Source organism: Sphingomonas sp. MMS12-HWE2-04 (assembly GCF_044881185.1).
GTDB lineage: Bacteria > Pseudomonadota > Alphaproteobacteria > Sphingomonadales > Sphingomonadaceae > Sphingomonas.
Genome location: NZ_CP173254.1, coordinates 2,310,675 through 2,330,723 on the forward strand (window position 1 = coordinate 2,310,675; position 20,049 = coordinate 2,330,723).

A 20,049-nucleotide genomic window follows, 5' to 3' on the forward strand; every position below is an offset into this window, starting at 1 on the left:
CCGCCCGGCCCTCACCGCTCCCGTCCAGCCTCCGCCACGGTCTGCGCGATCGGCGAGAGCAGATAGTCGATGATCCGCCGCCGCCCGGTCTTGATCTCGGTCTGCGCGCTCATGCCTGGCCGCACCCGGTCGCATAGCGGCGTGCGCAGCGGATCGCCGGCATTGCAGTGCAGTCGGATCTTGGCGGCATAGACCGGGCTCGACGGCGCGCTGCTTGCCCCGGCCTTGCTCTCCGCATTGTCGCGCCCCGGATCGAGCGAGTCACGGCTCACCGTCTCCACTGTGCCTTCGATCACGCCCCAATCGGTAAAGTTGAACGCCTCGAGCTTGACCGCGACGCGTTGCCCCTGGTGGACGAAGCCGATGTCCTTGTTCTGCACCGACGCCTCGACCTCGATCGCGCTCGCGCAGTCGTCGCCGCGGCCCTGCGCGCACGGCACGATTACCATCAGTGGCTGCGCGGGCTGGACGATCCCGCCCACCGTCGACACCGCGACCTGCTGAACCATCCCGTCCACCGGGCTGCGCAGTTCCTGATACCGCCGCCGCCGCTCGGTCTTGCGGATTTCCTCGGACGCCTGCCCGGCCTTGTCGTTGGCGGCGGTAAGGTCGGTCGCGGCGCCCTTGCCGAAGGTCTGGCGCAGCCGCAGCAGCTCGGCGTCGATCGTGCCGATCGCCGCCTGCGCCCCGGCGGCCTGCGCGCGCTGAACGTCGATGTCGCGGACATGCTCGGCGCGCGCCTGCTCATATTCGAGCAGCTTGAGCTTTGAATAATAGCCGCGATTGGTCAGGTCGTTGCGTGCGGTCAGCTGCTTGTCGATGAACGGCATCGCCTCTTGCAGCTTGACGATCTGCGACTGCGCGGCGTGGAGCTGGGCGCGCTTTTCGGCGCGCTGCTGGCGCAGGCTCGATGCCTGTGCCTCATATTCGGCGATCGCGGTGCGCACGAAGGTGGCCTCGGCCTGGGCGATCGCGGGCGGCGTCCCCGGCGGCGCGACGAAGTTCGCTGTGCGCCCGAGCAGATGCGCGAGCAGCGCATTGTTGCGCGCCTGGACGAGCTGCGCCGAGCGTAGCGCCTGGTTCGATTGCGCCTCGTCCGCGCTCGCCAGCGTCGAATCGAGCTCGATCAGCAACTGCCCGCGGCGGACGAACTGGCCGTTATGGACATGGATCGCGCGCACTCCACCGAGCTCGATCGGCTGGATGATCTTGGCATTGCCCGCCGCGACGCTCTTGCCGGTCGCCACCGCAACGACATCCATCTTGCCGATCAGCGCCCAGAGCAGCGCCAGCACGAAAAGCGCGCACAGCGACAGCATCAGCCAGCGCAGGCCCGGGCTGGGCGGCGCCTCGATGATTTCCAGCGCGGCGGGCAAGAACTCGTGCTCGCTGCGCGGCCTGGCCGTCTTCACTGCTTCGTTCTGCCAGCGCCAGCTCTCGCGCAGCACATGCCAGTGCCGCGCCAGCCCAGGAAAGCGATCCGCCATGCTCGCCATTACGCCGTCACCTCCGCGCGCGGCGCCCGCACCACGCTCGAAGCGCCCATCTGCTTGGCGTGGAGCTGGGCATAGCGCCCGCCCGCGGCGAGCAGCGTCTCGTGATCGCCGATTTCGGTCACTTCGCCTGCCTCGACGGTGACGATCCGGTCGCACGGGCGCACCGCCGAGAGCCGGTGGGCGATGATGATCACCGTGCGCCCCTGCGCAATCGCATTGAGATTGTGCTGGATGATCTCCTCGCTTTCCGCGTCGAGCGCGCTGGTCGCCTCGTCGAGGATCAGGATGCGCGGATCGCCGATCAGCGCGCGCGCGATCGCGATGCGCTGGCGCTGCCCGCCCGAAAGATTGGCGCCGCGCTCCTCGATGATCGTGTCATAGCCGTGCTGGAGCCCGAGGATGAAGTCGTGCGCCCCAGCCAGCTGCGCCGCACCGATCACCCGCTCCATCGGCAGCGTCGGATCGGCGAGCGCGATGTTCTCCCGCACCGATCGATTGAACAGGATATTCTCCTGGAGCACCACACCCACCTGCCGTCGAAGCCACGCCGGATCGACCAGCGCGAGGTCGACGCCGTCGACCAGCACTCGCCCTTGCTCGGGCACATAAAGCCGTTGGACCAGCTTGGTCAGCGTCGACTTGCCCGAACCCGAAGGCCCGACGATCCCGATCATCTCGCCCGGCGCGATGTCCAGGCTCACCCCGCGCAGCGCCTCGGGCGCGTCGGGGCGATAGCGGAATCGCACCTTGTCGAACGCGATCCGTCCCGCGATCGGCGGCAGGCTGGCGCGATTGGGATTGTGCTCGGGCTCGGCCGGTGTGTTGAGGATGTCGCCCAGCCGGTCCACCGAGATGCGCACCTGCTGGAAGTCCTGCCACAGCTGCGACAGCCGCAGGATCGGCTGCGCGACCCGCCCCGACAGCATGTTGAACGCGACCAGCGAACCGACCGAAAGATCGCCCGCGATCACTGCCTTGGCCCCGAAGAACAGGATCGCCACGGTGCACAGCTTGGAGACCAGCTGGATCGCATTGCCGCCCCAATTGGCCAGCACGGTCACGTCGAACCCGGTCTTCACATAGCCGGCGAACTGCCGCTCCCAGCGGTCACGCATCCTGGGTTCCACCGCCATCGACTTGAGCGTGCCGATCCCCGCCACCGTCTCGACCAGGAAGGACTGGTTCTCGGCGCCGCGCTTGAACTTCTCGTCAAGACGTGCGCGCAGCGGCGGCGTGACGATCATCGAGATCGCGACATAGATCGGGATCGTCGCCGCCACCACCAAAGTGAGCAGCGGCGAATAGAGATACATCACCGCGAAGAACACGATCGTGAAGAACAGGTCGATCACCACCGTTACGGCGTTCGAGGTGAGGAACTGGCGGATGTTCTCGAGTTCGCGCACCCGCGCCACGCTGTCGCCGACGCGGCGCGATTCGAAATAGCCCAGCGGCAGCGCAACGAGATGGCGGAACAGCGCCGCCGAAAGCTCGGCATCGACACGGTTGGTGGTGTGCGCGAACAGCCAGGTGCGCAGCCCCGACAGGATCGTCTCGAAGATCAGCACCACCGCCAGCCCGAAGGCGAGCACGTCGAGCGTGGTCAACGACTGGTGGACGAGCACTTTGTCGATCACCAGCTGGAAGAAGATCGGCGAGACGAGGCCGGCAAGCTGGAGGAAGAAGCTGCCGATCAGCACGTCGCGCAGCGGCTTGCGATACTTGACCAGCGCCGGAATGAACCAGCTGACGTCGAAATGCCGCTTTTCGCCCGCGATCCGCTCGCGCGAGGTCATCAGCAGCACCGTGCCGGCAAAGCGCTCGGCCATGTCGGCGCCGGTCCAGATCTCCGATCGCGCCGCGTCCGGCCGCTGGATCAGATAGCGGCTGCCCTCCTCATTGGCATCGGCGCGCAGCAAGATCGCGGTGCCGCCATCGGCCATGTCGAACAGCAGCGGCGTCGGCAGCTTGGCCAGTTCGTCCTGCTCGGTGCGCTTGGTCCGCGCGATCAGCCCCAACCGGCGCGACACCCGCGCGAGCTCGTCGAAGCTGAACGCCGCATCGCCGCGGCCGCGATCATGGAGGATTTGTTCGGGCTCGGCAGAAACGCCAAGAAATTTCGCGACCAGAACGAAACAGACGAGCGCCGGATCGAGTGCTCGCACCGAATCGAGCTCCGATTCTTCGTCCACCGTTACTGCCCCCTCTGCCCCGCACGACCAGTATCGCGATCAATGCGAAGAAAAAAGGACAGAGATTCGGAAATTTACGCGGGAAATGACTTAGCCGAGGCGCAACGCTAACGAATAGCGATTCCCGCCAACGACGCCACCGTCCGCTACGCAGCAGCGCCTCACATTTTCCCTATTTCATGACGACCTCGACAAATCACGGCAATACTATAACGAAATATTGGCACCACGTAGCTACAAATTCCCGGCACGCCTGTAATAATATCTGACGCAGCTATTATATATCGGATAATATTTATAATTATTTTAAATTATTACAATTTATACAGTTGTTATGCTATATAAATGCTAATATTCACTTTTTATTTGTTAAAATATCTATATTTTCGGGAATATTATCATTTTCTGTATCGTTACGATCTAATTAGCGCATGGGATATTTTAAACCTCTCGAGCACTCCAAGAGCCTTCTTTGAAACTACCAGTTCGAGATCGGATGTTAGTCCAAAATCATCGACTGAGGGCCGCCCTATCACCTTGAGCCATATAAAATTCGGCAGCGAAATATCTGGATATAGTTCCTCAAACTGCGAGGACTTAGAAGTCTCAACATGATCAAAGCTGACGCCACTTAGCTTAGATGTTTCTATTTCAGCTGCTAGCTGCTCCGTGACAATGTAGCACGGAGTACTTTCAAGCAAATCGTCACCCATCCACCCATCAAAACAGTAGTGCAGCTCATGAATGGCGACAGGCCGTCCCGAAATTCTGGTGAATTTCGTGTCGTCTCCCCAGCCTCCGGCGACTTCAGGTTCTATGATATAGTATTCATTCAACGGAGCCTCCTAGCGCGGTGGGTTGAATTCCATTCCGTATTTTGCATCGATCTCCGCTGCCTTCTTCAACAGCTCGACTTTGGTCGGTTTCGTACCACGTGCCTCGAACGTTCGGTAAAATCAATTCCATTCGGTCCGTATTTTGCTCAGATGCAATTTCGAATTCACATCCGTTGGAACGCCTCGAAGATTTTCGAGAGAATGCATTTCGCTCTCCGTCACGACCCCCGGGAAGCGATCCAGAACCTGCTTTTCGACCGCATGATGAACGACCACCTTGTGTTTGAGCTCGGGGTGCGCCCCAAAGAAGGTGGACCGATAATCAGGCGACGCGGATATACCGAAGCGCGCTACCGGACTCTCAATGGTCGTGACGACACGCCCCACCGCACCGACACGCCTGATAGCGGATATTTTGGCGACAGCAGCCCCCGGCGCGACCGCCAGCCCGACATTGCCGACAACCGTCCCCAGACCATGGCCGAGGTCATGCGCCGAGGCATTGGCCAGGGCGCCCGCGGCTCGGTCGATCTGAACATAGGCAGGCGTATCCTCGGCCGCGATCGCAGCATCGATGGCGCCCGCCACACCTCGGCCGATAGTGTGCGCGGTCGTGATCGGATTTGTCGTTACCAGCGCATACAGGCCCTGAACGGTGCTCTTGCCGACATCGTAGACGCCCTCGCCAAATCCTTCGGCGAATTCGACCGCCGCGCTCCCGGGTACATCCGGTTGTGGCGTCAGCTTATCGAGATAGCGCTGGTGCCAAGCGTCGACTACCGCAAGCTCGGCCGGATTGCCGAGATGCTTCGCCCGCTCCTTGGTCCTCCAGGCATCGGCCTCCGCCCGGTTCGTAATCGGCGGCAGTTTTGGATCTTCCGCGTAGCGAAGCGTCGGCTTGTCCTGCCGCCCGCCGCGTCCGCCACGCCCCGCCGGCTTGGCGCCGCCACCGGGCCGGGCATAGACACCGCCTCCGGCATAAGTGAACTGCCCGTTGCTCGGATCGTGCCACGGATTGAACTTGACTTCGAGCGGCCTGCGCTCCGCGGGACGCGGACATCGCCCCGTCCGCAGCCAGGCGCAAAATGCCTGTCTCCGTTGCTCTGCCGAAAGGTCCATTCTGCTGCCCCCATGTCCCAAGGGCGAGAACATTTGAGCAACATTTTCCTACAAGTCAAGCGAGCAGCACCGCGGACATCGCGCCGTCTGCCATCAGCCGATCGAAAATGGTGCCCCGAGAGAGACTCGAACTCCCGACCTGCGGTTTAGGAAACCGTTGCTCTGTCCTGCTGAGCTATCGGGGCACGGTGCCGCTGGTAGAGGCCGCCGCCGCCGGAATCAATTGCGCTGCTCGGGCGGCACGAACGGCAGCGGCAGCGGCGCAACCGGGACGCCCTCGTCGATCAGTTCCTTGGCCTCGGCGATCGTCGCCTGGCCGTGGATCGGCGCGGCAGGCTCTTCGCCCAGATGCATCGCGCGCGCCTTGCTGGCGAACCCGCCGCCGACCCATTGCGACTGCGCCAGCATCGCCGCCTGCACTTCGGCCAGCGCCGCGATCGCGGCCTTGACCATTTCCGGCGGCGCGTCCGACGATTTCGATACCGGCGCCGCAACCGCCCGGTTGCCCTTGGCCGCGACATTGGGTGCCATCACCGCCTTGCCGATCTCGGCACTGCCGCACAGCGGGCACGCCACCAGACCGGCGGCGCGTTGCTCCTCATAGGCCGTGCTCGATCCGAACCATGCCTCGAACACATGCTCGGCCGGACAGCGCAGATCGAAGACGATCATGACGCCGCGATCGGCGGGATCGCCCGGCGATGCTGGAGCACCGGCACGCGGCTGCGCGCCATCTCCAGCCGCGATGGTTCGATCTCGGCGAAGCCGAGACCGGCAGGCGCCCCCATGTCGAGCAGAACCTTGCCCCAGGGATCGATCGCCAGGCTATGGCCATAGGTCGCGCGGCCATCCTCATGCTCGCCGGTCTGCGCCGCGGCGAGAACGAACGCCGCCGCCTCGATCGCCCGCGCGCGCAGCAGCACATGCCAATGCGCCGCGCCGGTCAGCCGGGTGAACGCCGCCGGCACCGCGAGCAACGTCGCCCCGGCATCGCTCAGCGTGCGGAACAGGTCCGGGAAGCGCAGATCGTAACAGATTGCCAGCCCGAGCATGCCGAGCGGCGTCTCGACGATCACCGCGCGCTCGCCCGGGGCATAGCTGGCCAACTCGCGCCAGCTTTCGCCGCTCGCCAGGTCAACGTCGAACAAATGCATCTTGTCGTAGCGCGCGCGGATCTCCCCGCTGCCATCGATCACGAAACCGCGATTGGCGAGCTTGCCCGCCCCGTCCTCATCGGCGCCGCGCAGCACCGCAAGGCTGCCCAGATGCACCCACAGCCCGTGCTTCGCCGCTGCCTCGCGCACGGCGGCGAGCACGCGGTCCTCTTCCTCGCGGAACAGCGATCCCGCCGCGCGGTCCCGGTCGCGATCGAGCAAGCCAGACATTTCGGGGGTGAACAGCATCGCCGCGCCGCCCGCCTTGGCCTCGGCAATTGCGGCGGTGATCGTCGCGGCATTGGCGGCGGGATCGATCCCGCTGGTCATCTGGAGCAGCGCGGCGCGGATCATGCGGCGAGCAAGGGGTCCAGCCCGCCCTCGCGGTCCAACGCGGCAAGGTCGTCGGATCCGCCGATATGCTTGCCGTCGATAAAGACCTGCGGAACGGTGGTGCGCCCGCTCGCGCGCTGAATCATCTCCTGGCGCTTGGGCCCACCCATCGAGATATCGACTTCGTCATAGTCGACCTGCTTGGAATTGAGCAGCCACTTGGCGCGGGTGCAATAGGGGCAAAACGCCTTGGTGTAGATTTCGACTTTAGCCATGATGTCCTCGAACTGTGGTGCCTGCGCGTCCCTGTCAACCAGCCGTATCAATCCTCCGGCCCGGACGCATCCTCCTCCAGAACGCGCGCCCAGCACAGAAGGATCACCCGCGCCGCGCCGCCGCGCTTGAGCACGCGCGCACACGCTGCCGATGTCGCGCCGCTGGTATGGACGTCGTCGACCAGCACCACCGTCTTGCCGCACAGGCCTGTGCTGGCCTTCGGCGCCAGCGCAAAGGCGCCGCTGACGGCCTTGGTACGCCCGCGCGGGCCCAGCCCCTGCAGCACTGGCGTCGCCTTGATCCGGCGCAGCAGCTCGGCATCGGCCGGCACGCCGCTCGCCCGCGAAAGCGCCTTGGCGATCAGCGCCGCCTGGTTGAACCCGCGCGACCACAGCCGCCAGCGATGCAGCGGCACCGGCACCAGCAGTTCTGCGCCTTCGGGCATCAGCCGCGCCATCGCGCGCGCCATCGTCAGCGCGCAGCCGGTGCGTCCCGAATATTTGAGCTTGAGCGCCACTTCGCGCGCCACCTCGCCATACGCCACGGCGGCGCGCACCCCGTCCTGCACCGGCGGGCTGGCGGTGCACGTGGGGCACAGCGCATCGGCGCCGCGGTCGAACTCGAAGGGCAGTTGGCATCCCGCGCACCAGGGCGGCCCGAGAAAGCGCAGACTGCCCCAGCACCGGCTGCAAAAGCGGTGATCGGCATGGGTGATCTCGCCGCAGCCGGGGCAACGCGGCGGCAGCGCCAGGTCGGCGAGCCGGAGAAGGGGCGCGAGCACGTCTCCCTTGTCGCGCGCGCGCAGCCGCTGCACAAGCGCGGCCGTGTCCGACTCCGAGATCTTCGATCGCGCGCGCCGCCGCCTGCGCCGTGACCGCGCCGCCCGCGCGCCCGAAAGCTTCCTGCGCGATCACATGCTCGAGGCGCTGTACGAGCGGCTCGGCGCAGTGAACCGCGAATTTCGCGACGTGCTCGATCTCGGCAGCTTTGCCGGCGACCTGGCCGTGCCCGGCGCGCGCATCGCCCGCCTCGATGCCGGTGCGCGCTTCGCCGGCATGGCCGGCGGCGTCCAGGCCGATGAAGACCGCCTGCCCTTCGCCGAGGGTTCGTTCGATCTGGTGGTCAGCGCCGGCGTGCTCGATCAGGTCAACGACGTCCCCGGCGCCCTCGCCCTTGCCCGCCGCGCACTGCGACCCGACGGGCTGTTCCTCGGCGCCTTTCTCGGTGCCGGCACGCTCGCCACGTTGCGCAGCGCGGTGATGGAGGCCGAAGCCGATCGCCCCGCCGCGCGCTTCCATCCGCAGATCGACGTGCGTTCGGCCGGCGACCTGCTCGGCCGCGCCGGCTTCGCGCTTCCCGTCGCCGATGTCGAGACGCTCACCGTGCGCTATGCCGGGCTGCCCAATCTGATCCGCGATCTGCGCGGCATGGCCGCCACCAATTTGCTGCCCGGCGCGCCGCCTATGACCCGTACCAGCCTTCTGCGCACTGCCGAGGCGTTCGCCGCGCGCGCCGACGCCGATGGCCGCACCGCCGAGCGCTTCGAGATCGTCTATCTCACCGGCTGGGCCCCCGACGCCTCGCAGCCCCAACCCGCCCGCCGCGGCAGCGCAACCACCTCGCTCGCCGCGGCGCTCAAGCCGAGGGAATAGGGTTTGAGCGCAAAAGCGAGGGCTTTTAGGCCAACGGCTGAATGGCCGGGATTGGGTGGAAAGCGGACATTGCCAAGTGTGCGGATGGTGTTTCCCTTGATCCTCCCCCGGAGGGGGAGGGGGACCAGCCGCAGGCTGGTGGAGGGGTAGTCTCCGCATGCTTCACGGCCCGAAGAAAACGCAGGACTTTGCCCGGACTCTCCGCCGGCGGATGACCTTGCCTGAAGTTCTCCTTTGGCAGGCGCTTCGAACCCGCCCTGAAGGCTTGCGCTTTCGCCGCCAGCATCCGGCAGGCATCTATGTCCTCGATTTCTTCTGCCCGGCTTCCAAACTGGCTGTGGAGGTCGATGGCGAAGCGCACGCGCGCGGCGATCGGGCAGAGCGCGACGCGATCCGCGATCGCTGGCTTTGCACCCAGGGCGTTCGGGTCCTTCGAATTCCCGCTCCTGTGATCCTGTCCGACCTGGAAGCCGCAATCCGCCACAGTGTCGTTATCGCCCGCGGCGACTACCCCTCCACCGGCTACGCCGGTCCCCCTCCCCCTCCGGGGGAGGAATGAGCGGCGCTTCCAATGTCCGCTACCGGGGCGTTAGCGGACAGGCCGCATTGCTAGTCCAGCAGCCGCTCCAGCGCATCGACCAGCGGCACGTCGGCCGGCGGCATCGCTAGTGCGCGCATATCTCCAGGGCGGACCCAGTCCAGCGCGCTGGCATGGTGCGCCTCGGGCACGCCGTCCCAATCGCGCAGCACATAGAGCAGCAGTACCAGGTGCCGCTCGCCCAGCGCCTCGCTTGCAAAGGCCGCGGGCGTCAGCGCGTCAGCATCGAGCGTGATGCCGAGTTCCTCGCGCAATTCGCGCGCCAGCGCCGCTTCGGGGGATTCGCCGGCCTCGATCTTGCCTCCGGGAAACTCCCATAGTCCGGGCATCGGCTTGCCCTCGGGCCGCTTCTGGACGAGCACGCGCCCCTCCGGATCGATCAGGGCAGCGGCGACGACGAGGAGCAAATTCGACCCGATAAGCACTTTGGTAACCCAACCCCGCTACTTCTGGACAAGCCTCTATGGAGAAATGGCGTCAATGCGAGTCCCGATCCGTCATCTTCGCGCACTTATTGACGACCAGCGCGGGGCCACCGCTGTCGAATACGGGCTCATCGTCGCGTTGATCGTCATCGCCATGTTCGCCAGCCTGCAAAGCGTCGGCACGGTCACCGCCAAGATGTGGAACGACGTCTCCAAAAAAGTTGAGGAAGCGAAATGATATCATGGTTACTGTATCGTAACACTTTGGTTTAGCGGTTTATTTACTTCCAATGTCTACATTGATCCTTGTCGAACCGGAGCACTTCGGAACGACCGGGTGAATGAAGCAATTTTTCCAGACGTTGGAGACCGGTTATGCAGAAGATTCGTACCTTCCTCAAGAATTCCAAGGGCGCCACCGCAATCGAGTACGGCCTGATCGCCGCTCTGATCGCCGTCGCCGCCATCGCAGCGATGCAGGGCCTGGGCAACCAGCTCAAGTCGACCTTCAACAACGTTTCGTCGAACATGAAGACCTCGTAAGTCTTCTAACGACAAGCAAAAGCGAGGGCGGCGGAACCATGGTTCCGCCGCCCTTTCTTTTTGCTTGCTTGGGATTGTGACCGGATCGACCGCGACGCCGTCGTCAGATCCGGCCCATCGCCAGAAACTTGGCGCGCCGCGCCTGGCGCAGCGATTCCGGCGAACCGCCCTCCAGCGCGTCGAGCGCAGTTGCGATCGCATCGCCCAGCGCCTGCACGGCGACGCCAGGTTCGCGATGCGCGCCGCCCAGCGGCTCGGCAACGATTCCGTCGATAACGCCCAGTTCCTTGAGATGCTGCGCGGTGACCTTCATCGCCTCGGCGGCGTCGGCGGCCTTGTCGGCGGTGCGCCACAGGATCGAGGCGCAACCCTCGGGCGAGATCACCGAATAAATGGCGTGCTCCATCATCAGCACGGTGTTGCCCGCCGCCAGCGCGATCGCGCCGCCCGAGCCGCCTTCGCCGAGGATCGCCGAAACCAGCGGCACGCCGAGGTTGAGGCATTGCTCGGTCGAGCGCGCGATCGCCTCGGCTTGCCCCCGCTCCTCGGCCTGTACGCCCGGGAACGCGCCCGAGGTGTCGACCAGCGTGATCACCGGCAGCCCGAAATTGTCGGCCAGCTTCATCAGCCGGATCGCCTTGCGATAGCCTTCGGGCTTGCCCATCCCGAAATTATGCTTGAGCCGGCTCGCGGTGTCGTCGCCCTTCTCATGGCCGATCACCATCACCCGCCGCCCGCGGAATCGGCCGAGCCCGCCGATGATCGCCGAATCGTCGGCAAAAGCGCGATCACCGCCCAGCGGCATGAAATCGTCGATCAGCCCGGCGACATAGTGCTTGAAATGCGGGCGCTCGGGGTGCCGCGCAACCTGCGCCTTCTGCCACGGCGTCAGCTTGGCATAGGTATCCTGGAGCAGCTTCTCCGCCTTGGCCTGCAGCGGTGCGATCTCGGCGTCGATGTCCACCGCGCCACCCTCGGCAGTGCGGCGCAGTTCGTCGATCCGGCTCTGCAGCTCGGCGATCGGTTTTTCGAAGTCCAGGAAGGTTGCCATAGGGTCGGCGAGTTAGGGCCGACGCGCGCGCGCGTCAACGAGCGCCTCGCCCAGCGGGTGTCGCGAATTGACCAGCTCGACCAGCCTTCGGCTGTCGACATGGGTGTAAATTTCGGTCGTCGCGATGTCGGCATGGCCCAGCATCGCCTGGAGCGCGCGCAGATCCGCGCCGCCTTCCAGCAAATGGGTGGCAAAGGCGTGGCGCAGCACGTGCGGGCTCACCCGGTCGGGCGGGATCCCCGCCTCGGCGGCGAGTGCGCGGATGATCTGGTACAGCCGCACGCGCGAGAGATGCGCCTTGCCCGAGGGGAAGAGGAACGGCCGCCCCACCGCGACATGGTCGCGCCACGCTGCCACCGCGGCGCGCGCCCGGTCCGAGATCGGCACCAGCCGCTCGCGCCCGCCTTTGCCCTTGAGGATCAGGAACGGCCGGTCGGGCGCCACGGCGTTGCGCGGCAGCGAGACCAGCTCGGTCGCGCGCAGCCCCGAACCGTAGAGCAGCTCGACCAGCGCCGCGAGCCGCAGATCGAGCGGATCGGCCGGCACCCGCTCGATCCGTGCCGCGATCGTGGCGAAGATCCGGTCGACATCGTCGACGCTGAGCACCTTGGGCAGCCCCCGCGCCGTCCCCGGCCGGGGCAGCGCCGCGCTCGGATCGTCGGCGCGCAGCCCTTCATCGGCGAGGAACCCCAGGAACCGTCGCACCGCCGCCGCCTTGCGCGCCACCGTCGCGCGCGCGAGCGGCTGCCATTCGCCCGCCAGGCGTTCCAGCTCCGCCGCCCCCGCGCTGCCCAGCCTTCCGCCCAGCACTTCGGATGCCAGCCGCAAGTCGGTGCCATAGGCCGCGATCGTGTTCTTCGCCGCGCCTGCCTCGGCGCGCATCATCTCGAGGAAGCGCTCGATCAGCGCGCGGTCGTCGCCCGGTGCGCCCGCGCTCAAGCCCGCGTGATCGCCTCGACGGCGACCATCCGCGCATAATTGGCCATCCCCGCCGCGCGCATCGCCGCGACGATGTGGAACAGCGCCTCGGGCCGCACCGCGTTCCACGTCCGCGACTGCATGCCTGTTGCGGCGAGCAGCGCGACCGTGGCTGCGTCGCCGCGCTGGCCGGCCGCATCGATCGCCTGGGTCCAAGCATTGCCGGCACCGATCGGCACGTCGAGCGCGGCGGCGCTGCGCTGCGCGTCGGCGGCCGAGAGCCGCCCCAGCCCCGCCAGCCCGGCGAGCAGCAACTGTCCCTTGCGCCGCCCCTGGGCTTCGCTGAAGCTGTCGAGATCGCCCGCCGCAATACCGCCCGTCGCAACCGGATCGGCAAGCGTCACCAGCCCCCAGCCCGCGCTCCCCGGCGCAACGTCGGCGCGCCACTCCATCGCGGGCGCGTCATAGCCAGCCGAAAGCATCGACGCGATCAGCGTTTCGGGCGCCTCTATGGTCTTGCTCGCCGGGATCCACGATGCCGCGCGCGCGGTCAGGATCAGCCGGGCATAGCGCCCCCGCGGCGTATCGGCGCCGTCCCACAAGGTGCGCAGCGCCTTCACGCGGTCGCCGACATCGCTCGCGCTGAACGCGGTGCGCAGGTCGCGCGCCACGGTCGCTGCGCCCCCCGCATCGCCGGCCTGCTCGATCTCGCCATAGAGGTCGACCAGCCCGGCGCTCGAAAACACGCCCGCGCTCGCCGCGAGCTCGGCCGAGGCGACCCGCGCCGCCGGATCGATATTGGGCGCCAGCGCCTGCCAGTAACGAACCTGCGGCCCCGCGGTGGCATAAAGATCGTCGGGCACTTCGACACCCGTCGCCGTCGCCAGCCCCCAGCGCCATGCCGTGAGTTCGCTCACCCCCGGCCATTCGATCGTCACCGCGCGGCGTCCCTGCGCCCCGGTGCCGACCACCTTTTCGGCGAGCAGATTGTCGATATCCGAAGCGCTCGTCCCCCGCCGCGCCTGGCGCAGCAGGTCGCCTGCAGCATCGGGCTTGCCCGCGAGCCCGGCGCACATCGCCTGCGCCAGCGCCCAGCCGCGCTGCTCGATAGTGGCCACGCCCTTCTCGACGATCGGGCACATCGCCCCCGGATCGCCCGAGGCCAACGCGGTCTGCATCGCCACCTGGAGCAGCCGCGTCGTATAATTGTCGGTATCGACGTCCTCGATCACCGCACGCGCGGCGTTGACCTCGCCCATGCGCAACAGCACCCAGGCACGTTCTGCGGCGAAATCGGCGCCGTTGGCACCCGGCGGCGTGTCCAGCGGCGACATCAGCGCGCGCCGCAGCACGATCGAGACCCAGCGCGATGCCACCGGCGCGTCGAGCCGCCGCATCAGCGTCGCCAGATAGCGCCCATCGGCAGTGCCGAACCCGTTCGCCGGGAACGCCGCATTGCCCGAAGCGAACGCGCCGACCACGCGCAGCGAATGCTTGGCGAACTCGGGCAATTCATAGCGCGCGAGGTCGACCTGCTCGGCCGCGACGCTCGCGTTGCCCAGCGTGTCGCTGAAGTTGAGGTTCAGCGCCGCAACCGGCACGTCCTCGGTGCCGGCCGCCGGCGCGGCCGGCTGGCTCGGCACGGCCGCGCTCGGCGCCGTGGGTGCAGGGGTCGGGGTCGGGGCCGGATCGTTGAACCCCGGCGGCAGCAGCGATTCGGGCGTATCCTGCCCGATCGCCGGAACCGAGGCGCCGGCCAGCAGCAGCGCTGCCAGCCCGATCCGCGCCTTAGTTGGTGAGGTTTTCAAGCGGGACCACCTTCTCCATGCGAGTCGGTTCCTTCTCGCTGCCGCGCGTCGAGAGGAGAACAAGCCCCCCACCAGCACGACAAGCACGACGATCAACGCAACAAGGGAACGGGGCATGAAACGGTCCGTGAATGATTTCGCGACGGGCCTTTTGCCCGACACCCGCCCACGCTGTATAGCCCCCCGACAATGTTGCAAGCGCATGCCCAAGACTGGCCCTGGAAGGGCAAGCCGATCGTCCTTGTCGGGCTGATGGGTGCCGGCAAGACCACGGTCGGCCGCCGCCTGGCTCAGCGCATGCGGCTGCCCTTCGTCGATGCCGATCACGAGATCGAGGCGGCGGCCGGCATGACGATCTCCGACATCTTCGAGCGTTTCGGCGAGCCGCATTTCCGCGATGGCGAGCGCCGCGTCATCGCCCGGCTGATCGACGGCAGTCCCAAGATCATCGCAACCGGCGGCGGCGCCTTCCTCCAGGAACAGACGCGCGCACTCATCCTCGATCAGTCGGTGGCGATCTGGCTCGACGCCGAGCCCGCGGTGCTCGCCGATCGCGTCCGCCGCCGCGACACCCGCCCGTTGCTGCGCGGCCGCGATCCGCAAGAGATCCTCACCGAGCTCGCCGGCATCCGAAACCCCTATTATGCGCTTGCGCCGATCCGCGTGGAGAGCGTAGCCGCGCCGCACGACGCTACCGTCGATGCGATCCTGGAGGCCCTCAAGGCGTGACGATTGTTCCCGTGGCGCTAGGCACGCGCAGTTACGATATCCGCATCGAAGCCGGGCTGCTCGCCCGCGCCGGCGAAGCCCTGGCACCCTTCGCCAAGGGCCGCCGCTTCGTCATCGTCACCGACGAGAATGTCCGCGGCCATCTCGCCACGCTCCAGGCGAGCCTCGGCGTGCCCAGCGAGGCGATCGTCCTGCCGCCGGGCGAATCGACCAAGAGCTGGCGCCAGCTCGAAGCGCTCACCGATCGGCTGCTCGAACTCGGCATCGAGCGCAGCGACCATGTCATCGCGCTCGGCGGCGGCGTGATCGGCGACCTGGTCGGCTTCGCCACCAGCATCGTCAAGCGCGGCTGCAACTTCATCCAGGTCCCCACCACCCTGCTCGCCCAGGTCGACAGCTCGGTCGGCGGCAAGACCGCGATCAACAGCGCCGCCGGCAAGAACCTGATCGGCGCCTTCCACCAGCCCGCGCTGGTGCTGATCGACCCGGCCGTGCTCGATACGCTGCCCCAGCGCGAACAGCGCGCCGGCTATGCCGAAGTCGTCAAATACGGCCTGATCGACGATTTCGCCTTTTTCGAATGGTGCGAGGCCAATGCCGCCGCGCTGCTCGCCGGCGACGCGCAAGCCCGCGCCCACGCCATCGCCCATTCGGTCGGCGCCAAGGCGCGGATCGTCGCCGAAGACGAGCGCGAGACCACCGGCAAGCGCGCGCTGCTCAATCTCGGCCACACCTTCGGCCACGCGCTCGAAGCCGAGACCGGCTTCTCCAGCACGCTCCTCCACGGAGAGGGCGTCGCCGCCGGCATGGCGCTGGCCTTTGGCTATTCGGCGCACAAGGGCCTGTGCCCCCGCCAGGATGCCGAGCGCGTCTCGGCGCACCTCCGCGCGATCGGCCTGCCCGACGGCCTCAAGGCGGCAGGCATCACCGCCTCGGGCGCCCGCCTGGTCGAGCACATGCTCCACGACAAGAAGATGGCCGGCGGCACCCTCCCCTTCCTCCTCGCACGCGGCATCGGCCAGACCTATCTCGACAAGACGGTGGACCTGGCCGAGGTCGAGGCATTCTTGGACGCGCAGGAGCGCTGATCGCGCGTTCCTAGCCCTCTCCCGCTTTCGCGGGAGCATCGGGTCGATCATGCCCCCAGCATGATCTGAACAGCACGGGGCGCTGTTCACCCGATGCTGGTTGGGTGAAGGTCTTCTTTCTTTTACTCTTGCGGCATGCGCACCCCAGTCTGCCGCCAGACCAGTCGCCACGCATCGCGCCTCCGGTCCGGGGATCAGGGGCAATTGAGAAACGCTCGTTTGGTTATTCTGGACAGTGCCGATCCAGCCATGATCCAGCTACTGTGACACGTCATGCAGGGATGGATACTACGCGCGATAATGCAGGCTGCGCTAGGCGTGTCATAATCGTGGGACCGGGCAGGCTGGGTATACGGGGGAAGCGGTCGCTCAGGACTGTTTGATTACCCTCTCGCATAAGTATGGCGAAATCAGCCCGTTGAGTGCAACCTGCGACGGACCTCCATCATATGCGGTATCCCATGAACATCGAAATACTCGAAGCTTCACTGCAACAAGCCGCGCTCAAAGTATATAGAGCCAACCGTCATATCCGAGAAGCTCAGCACCACGTTGCTCAACATAGTAAGCGTGACTTTTACAAAATAATCAAAGAAGGAAGTGCCTATAGCGCCGATCAACGTTTTATTGCAGTGGCAGAAAGCATCCCACTTGATGTGCCATTGGCGATAGGCGATACGTTTCATTGCCTTAGCACCGCCTTAGATTACATCGCTACCGGCTTAGTCGAGTCCGTGCAGGGGGATACAACCCGGATTAGCTTTCCCTCCCACAACACGAGGGATGCCCTGAGACAATCCTTTAAAGCCCCAAGGAACGGGGCATCCCCTCCCAACCGCCGTATAGTCGAAGCTCTGCCCCGCTTTGCTTATCTACTGCTTGCGAGGATACGTCCGTATGCTGGAGGCGGCATGAATGCGTGGGAAGTTCGCAAAGCTGACAACATCGATAAGCATAACATTGTCATGCCCACTATAACTATAACGCATATAAGCGATGTAAAGATGGTAGACAACAGAGGGGGCAGTTCATTTCACTTTGGCAGCGTCACTGTAGGTGACAGTGGCGAGATGCACCTAATAGATGTTGGACGTGGGTCGGGTGAGGTCAATGTATTAGACTATGGACGTGCAACTTTTGAGGTTCGTTTTCCGGTTGGACTTGAAGTTTTCGGCGGGGAGCCTGTCTTTCCTACGCTAACCCACTGCGCCGAAAGCATCCAACAGGTCATCGAACTGGTCGGGGTTTCCTACGATACACCCACTTTCCGCTATTGAACGGGTCAGTTCGAGTCCCTTTCGCGGACTCACATCGGCCAGCCCCTTGCCCCGGCTAGTACAAAGGTCTAATACAACCATCCCGACGCTCTTCCAAAAAACCGCAGATTTCTGCCGTTTTTGGTGCCAACCGTAAAATCCTCTTCTGGGCACCGATAAGCTATTTTGCCGGCAAGCCGCTCACCCTGAGCCAGAGTCCGCGCTGTCCTACACCCGCATCGCCATGCTAGCCTCGGATCCGCTCTTTGACAGTGTTGGATCCGCAAGGCGCTGCGAACCCTCGCCAACAGGTCGCCGCAACCGTGACTTTTGAGACTTTCCGCGCCCCAAGCCGAGGAGGCGAGCCGCGTCGGTGGCGCGTGGGTGTGGCGTAGCAGGCGCATCCTGTGGCGTATCGGTCGCGCGCGTGGCGCGCGGTCGAAGCTTCGGCGTGGCGCAACAGGCGCGTCGCAGGCGCCCCGAGACAACGCACCAGGAACATTTCCGGCCTAGATCAACACCTTACCCGTTGACACCCCGCCTCGCAAAACCCGTTTCGTGTCAACTTTGTCAAGCGACGCCTGCCCTCCGTCACCGCCGTAACCGCGACCTTTGTGACCTTTCACCGCCCCGCCGCCGCCCCGCTCAGTTGCCGTTCAGCCGCGATCGGCATAGCAGCAGCGCCATGAACCCGCTTCTCCCCGCGCTCGCCGCGCTGACCCTCGCCGCACCCGCTCTGGCCCAGCAGGCCCCCGCCCCGATCCTCACCACGCCCGAGGCGAAGGACGTGTGGACCCATGCCCGGCCCGAGATCGCCCGCGTCACCCATGTCAGCCTCGACCTGACCGCCGATTTCGCCGCCAAGGCGATGCGCGGCACCGCGACGCTCGACGTGCTTGCCGCCAAGGGCGCCCGCGAGATCGTCCTCGACGTCGACAATCTGACCGTGAGCAAGGTCACCGATGCCGCGGGCAAGCCGCTGGCCTTCACGATAGGCCCGCGCGATGCCGAACTCGGCTCGGCGATGACCGTGACGCTCGGTGCGGCCCGCCGCATTGTCATCCATTATGCCACCGGCGCCGGCGCCAGCGCGCTGCAATGGCTGCCGCCCCAGCTCACCGCCGGCAAGGCCAAGCCCTATCTGTTCAGCCAGGGCCAGCCGATCAACAATCGCAGCTGGATTCCCACGCAGGACAGCCCGGGCATCCGCCAGACCTGGGACGCGAAGATCACTGTGCCCGCCGATCTCGTCGCGGTGATGAGCGGCGAGCGCCGCGACGGCGCCAAGGGCATTCCCGCCGCGAATGGCATGCACAGCTTCCGCTTCTCGATGGACAAGCCGGTGCCGCCCTATTTGATCGCGCTCGCGGTCGGCGACCTCGCCTTCAAGGCTACGGGCCCGCGCTCGGGGGTGTGGACCGAGCCGAGCCAGCTCGATGCCGCGGCGCAGGAAGTCGGCGATGTCGAGAAGATGATCGACGCCGCCGAGGCGCTGTACGGCCCCTATCGCTGGGGCCGCTACGACATGCTCGTTCTGCCGCCCAGCTTCCCGTTCGGCGGCATGGAAAACCCCACGCTGACCTTCCTGACGCCCACGATCATCACCGGCGACCGGTCGAACACCGATGTCGTCGCGCATGAGCTGGCGCATAGCTGGTCGGGCAACCTCGTCACCAACGCCACCTGGTCGGACAGCTGGCTCAACGAAGGCTTCACCACCTATTTCGAGAACCGCATCATGGAGGCGGTCTATGGCAAGGATCGCGCCGCAATGTATGCCGATCTCGATTGGGACGGCCTCAACAAGGACATTGCCGAGGCGGGCGGCCAGACGGGCCCGACCACCCGGCTCCACGGCGATCCCGGCGCCACGGCCGGCCAGCTCGATTATTTCAAGGGCTCGACCTTCCTGCGCACGATCGAGGCCGCGGTCGGCCGGGCGCGCTGGGATGCCTATCTCCGTTCCTATTTCGATCGCCACGCCTTCCAGCCGCAGACCACCGCCGGCTTCCTCGCCGATCTGCGCGCCCATCTGATCCAGGGCGACAAGGCGCTGGAAGCCAAGCTCCAGCTCGATCGCTGGGCCTATCAGGCCGGCCTCCCCGAAAACGCGGTGCACGTCACCTCGCCGACGCTGGCCCAGGTCGACGCCAAGCTCGCCGCGGTCAGGGCCGGTGGCCCGGTCTCGGCGGTCCAGCCTCAGGGGTGGGCGACCCAACAATGGCTGCGCTTCCTCAATGGCCTGCCCCGCCAGCAGACCCCGGCACGGCTCAAGGAGCTCGACGAGACGCTGGGCCTGTCGGTCTCGACCAACGCCTATGTTCGCTCGGCCTGGGCCGAACTGGCGATTGCCAATCGCTACGAGCCGGCGCTGCCGGGAATCGAGGCCTTCGTCACCAGCGTCGGCCGCGGCCTGCTGATCCGGCCGATCTATGAGGGGTTGATGAAGCAGGGCGAATGGGGCCAGCCGATCGCCCGCCGCTTCTTCGACAAGGCCAGGGCGACCTATCACCCTGCCACTGCCGCCGCGGTCGAGAAGATCGTCACCGGCAAGTGAGAGCGCGGCGCCGGTTGT

At 65.9% G+C, this 20,049-nt stretch carries 20 protein-coding genes and 1 tRNA gene; 8 read left to right on the forward strand and 13 right to left on the reverse strand.

What is annotated here, in order from left to right:
• Positions 1-11 precede the first annotated feature (11 nt).
• From AB2M62_RS10470 to AB2M62_RS10510, 9 genes are all read right to left on the reverse strand, one after another.
• Positions 12-1,496, reverse strand: a complete 1,485-nt coding sequence (locus AB2M62_RS10470; protein ID WP_404333524.1) for an HlyD family type I secretion periplasmic adaptor subunit — start codon at positions 1,494-1,496, stop codon at positions 12-14.
• A complete protein-coding gene (locus AB2M62_RS10475; protein WP_404333526.1) occupies positions 1,496-3,688 on the reverse strand; it encodes a type I secretion system permease/ATPase in 2,193 nt (730 codons plus the stop codon). The genes AB2M62_RS10470 and AB2M62_RS10475 overlap by 1 nt, the downstream gene beginning before the upstream one ends.
• Positions 3,689-4,101: 413 nt before the next feature.
• Positions 4,102-4,524, reverse strand: a complete 423-nt coding sequence (locus AB2M62_RS10480; protein WP_404333529.1) for a hypothetical protein — start codon at positions 4,522-4,524, stop codon at positions 4,102-4,104.
• Between the two features lie 120 nt (positions 4,525-4,644).
• Positions 4,645-5,643: a hypothetical protein gene (locus AB2M62_RS10485; protein WP_404333531.1), complete on the reverse strand. Its 999-nt coding sequence runs from the start codon at positions 5,641-5,643 to the stop codon at positions 4,645-4,647.
• Positions 5,644-5,751: 108 nt separating this feature from the next.
• Positions 5,752-5,828: transfer RNA gene (locus AB2M62_RS10490), tRNA-Arg, on the reverse strand.
• Between the two features lie 34 nt (positions 5,829-5,862).
• A complete protein-coding gene (locus tag AB2M62_RS10495) occupies positions 5,863-6,315 on the reverse strand; it encodes a DUF1178 family protein (protein ID WP_404333533.1) in 453 nt (150 codons plus the stop codon).
• The gene (locus tag AB2M62_RS10500; RefSeq protein WP_404339898.1) at positions 6,312-7,148 is read right to left on the reverse strand and encodes a carbon-nitrogen hydrolase family protein; all 837 of its coding nucleotides are present in this window, start codon (positions 7,146-7,148) and stop codon (positions 6,312-6,314) included. The genes AB2M62_RS10495 and AB2M62_RS10500 overlap by 4 nt, the downstream gene beginning before the upstream one ends.
• Positions 7,148-7,405 carry a glutaredoxin 3 gene (grxC, locus tag AB2M62_RS10505; protein WP_404333535.1) on the reverse strand — a complete coding sequence of 86 codons (258 nt, stop codon included), beginning with the start codon at positions 7,403-7,405 and terminating at the stop codon, positions 7,148-7,150. Before grxC ends, AB2M62_RS10500 begins: the two co-directional genes overlap by 1 nt.
• A gap of 47 nt (positions 7,406-7,452) precedes the next feature.
• The gene (locus AB2M62_RS10510) at positions 7,453-8,187 is read right to left on the reverse strand and encodes a ComF family protein (protein ID WP_404333536.1); all 735 of its coding nucleotides are present in this window, start codon (positions 8,185-8,187) and stop codon (positions 7,453-7,455) included.
• 43 nt (positions 8,188-8,230) lie between these two features.
• On the opposite strand from AB2M62_RS10510, the gene AB2M62_RS10515 reads away from it, so the two are divergent.
• The gene (locus AB2M62_RS10515) at positions 8,231-9,058 is read left to right on the forward strand and encodes a methyltransferase domain-containing protein (RefSeq protein WP_404333537.1); all 828 of its coding nucleotides are present in this window, start codon (positions 8,231-8,233) and stop codon (positions 9,056-9,058) included.
• 157 nt (positions 9,059-9,215) lie between these two features.
• Positions 9,216-9,617, forward strand: coding sequence for an endonuclease domain-containing protein (locus tag AB2M62_RS10520; RefSeq protein ID WP_404333539.1), 402 nt, complete (start codon positions 9,216-9,218; stop codon positions 9,615-9,617).
• A 50-nt stretch (positions 9,618-9,667) separates the two neighbouring features.
• Here AB2M62_RS10520 and AB2M62_RS10525 read toward each other — a convergent pair whose 3' ends face one another.
• Positions 9,668-10,063: a (deoxy)nucleoside triphosphate pyrophosphohydrolase gene (locus AB2M62_RS10525; protein WP_404333541.1), complete on the reverse strand. Its 396-nt coding sequence runs from the start codon at positions 10,061-10,063 to the stop codon at positions 9,668-9,670.
• A gap of 73 nt (positions 10,064-10,136) precedes the next feature.
• Here AB2M62_RS10525 and AB2M62_RS10530 point away from each other — a divergent pair, with 73 nt between their 5' ends.
• Both AB2M62_RS10530 and AB2M62_RS10535 read left to right on the forward strand, forming a co-directional pair.
• Positions 10,137-10,319: a Flp family type IVb pilin gene (locus AB2M62_RS10530; protein ID WP_404333543.1), complete on the forward strand. Its 183-nt coding sequence runs from the start codon at positions 10,137-10,139 to the stop codon at positions 10,317-10,319.
• A gap of 137 nt (positions 10,320-10,456) precedes the next feature.
• Positions 10,457-10,624: a Flp family type IVb pilin gene (locus AB2M62_RS10535; RefSeq protein WP_404333545.1), complete on the forward strand. Its 168-nt coding sequence runs from the start codon at positions 10,457-10,459 to the stop codon at positions 10,622-10,624.
• Between the two features lie 103 nt (positions 10,625-10,727).
• Here the strand turns inward: AB2M62_RS10535 and AB2M62_RS10540 are convergent, their stop codons facing one another.
• From AB2M62_RS10540 to AB2M62_RS10550, 3 genes are read right to left on the reverse strand one after another with little or no spacing between them, the layout of a single operon-like run.
• Entirely contained in the window at positions 10,728-11,675 is a 948-nt protein-coding gene (locus AB2M62_RS10540) for an acetyl-CoA carboxylase carboxyltransferase subunit alpha (protein ID WP_404333547.1), read from the reverse strand.
• A 12-nt stretch (positions 11,676-11,687) separates the two neighbouring features.
• The gene (locus AB2M62_RS10545; RefSeq protein WP_404339900.1) at positions 11,688-12,560 is read right to left on the reverse strand and encodes a tyrosine-type recombinase/integrase; all 873 of its coding nucleotides are present in this window, start codon (positions 12,558-12,560) and stop codon (positions 11,688-11,690) included.
• Positions 12,561-12,610: 50 nt separating this feature from the next.
• Complete coding sequence (locus AB2M62_RS10550) at positions 12,611-14,401, reverse strand: hypothetical protein (RefSeq protein ID WP_404333548.1); 1,791 nt, start codon at positions 14,399-14,401, stop codon at positions 12,611-12,613.
• Between the two features lie 189 nt (positions 14,402-14,590).
• Here AB2M62_RS10550 and AB2M62_RS10555 point away from each other — a divergent pair, with 189 nt between their 5' ends.
• From AB2M62_RS10555 to AB2M62_RS10570, 4 genes are all read left to right on the forward strand, one after another.
• On the forward strand, positions 14,591-15,130 hold the full coding sequence (locus AB2M62_RS10555) for a shikimate kinase (RefSeq protein ID WP_404333550.1): 540 nt from the start codon (positions 14,591-14,593) through the stop codon (positions 15,128-15,130).
• Complete coding sequence (gene aroB / locus AB2M62_RS10560) at positions 15,127-16,218, forward strand: 3-dehydroquinate synthase (RefSeq protein ID WP_404333552.1); 1,092 nt, start codon at positions 15,127-15,129, stop codon at positions 16,216-16,218. The genes AB2M62_RS10555 and aroB overlap by 4 nt, the downstream gene beginning before the upstream one ends.
• Positions 16,219-16,679: 461 nt before the next feature.
• Positions 16,680-17,495 carry a hypothetical protein gene (locus AB2M62_RS10565; RefSeq protein WP_404333554.1) on the forward strand — a complete coding sequence of 272 codons (816 nt, stop codon included), beginning with the start codon at positions 16,680-16,682 and terminating at the stop codon, positions 17,493-17,495.
• A 664-nt stretch (positions 17,496-18,159) separates the two neighbouring features.
• Entirely contained in the window at positions 18,160-20,031 is a 1,872-nt protein-coding gene (locus AB2M62_RS10570) for a M1 family metallopeptidase (protein ID WP_404333555.1), read from the forward strand.
• Positions 20,032-20,049: the final 18 nt, after the last annotated feature.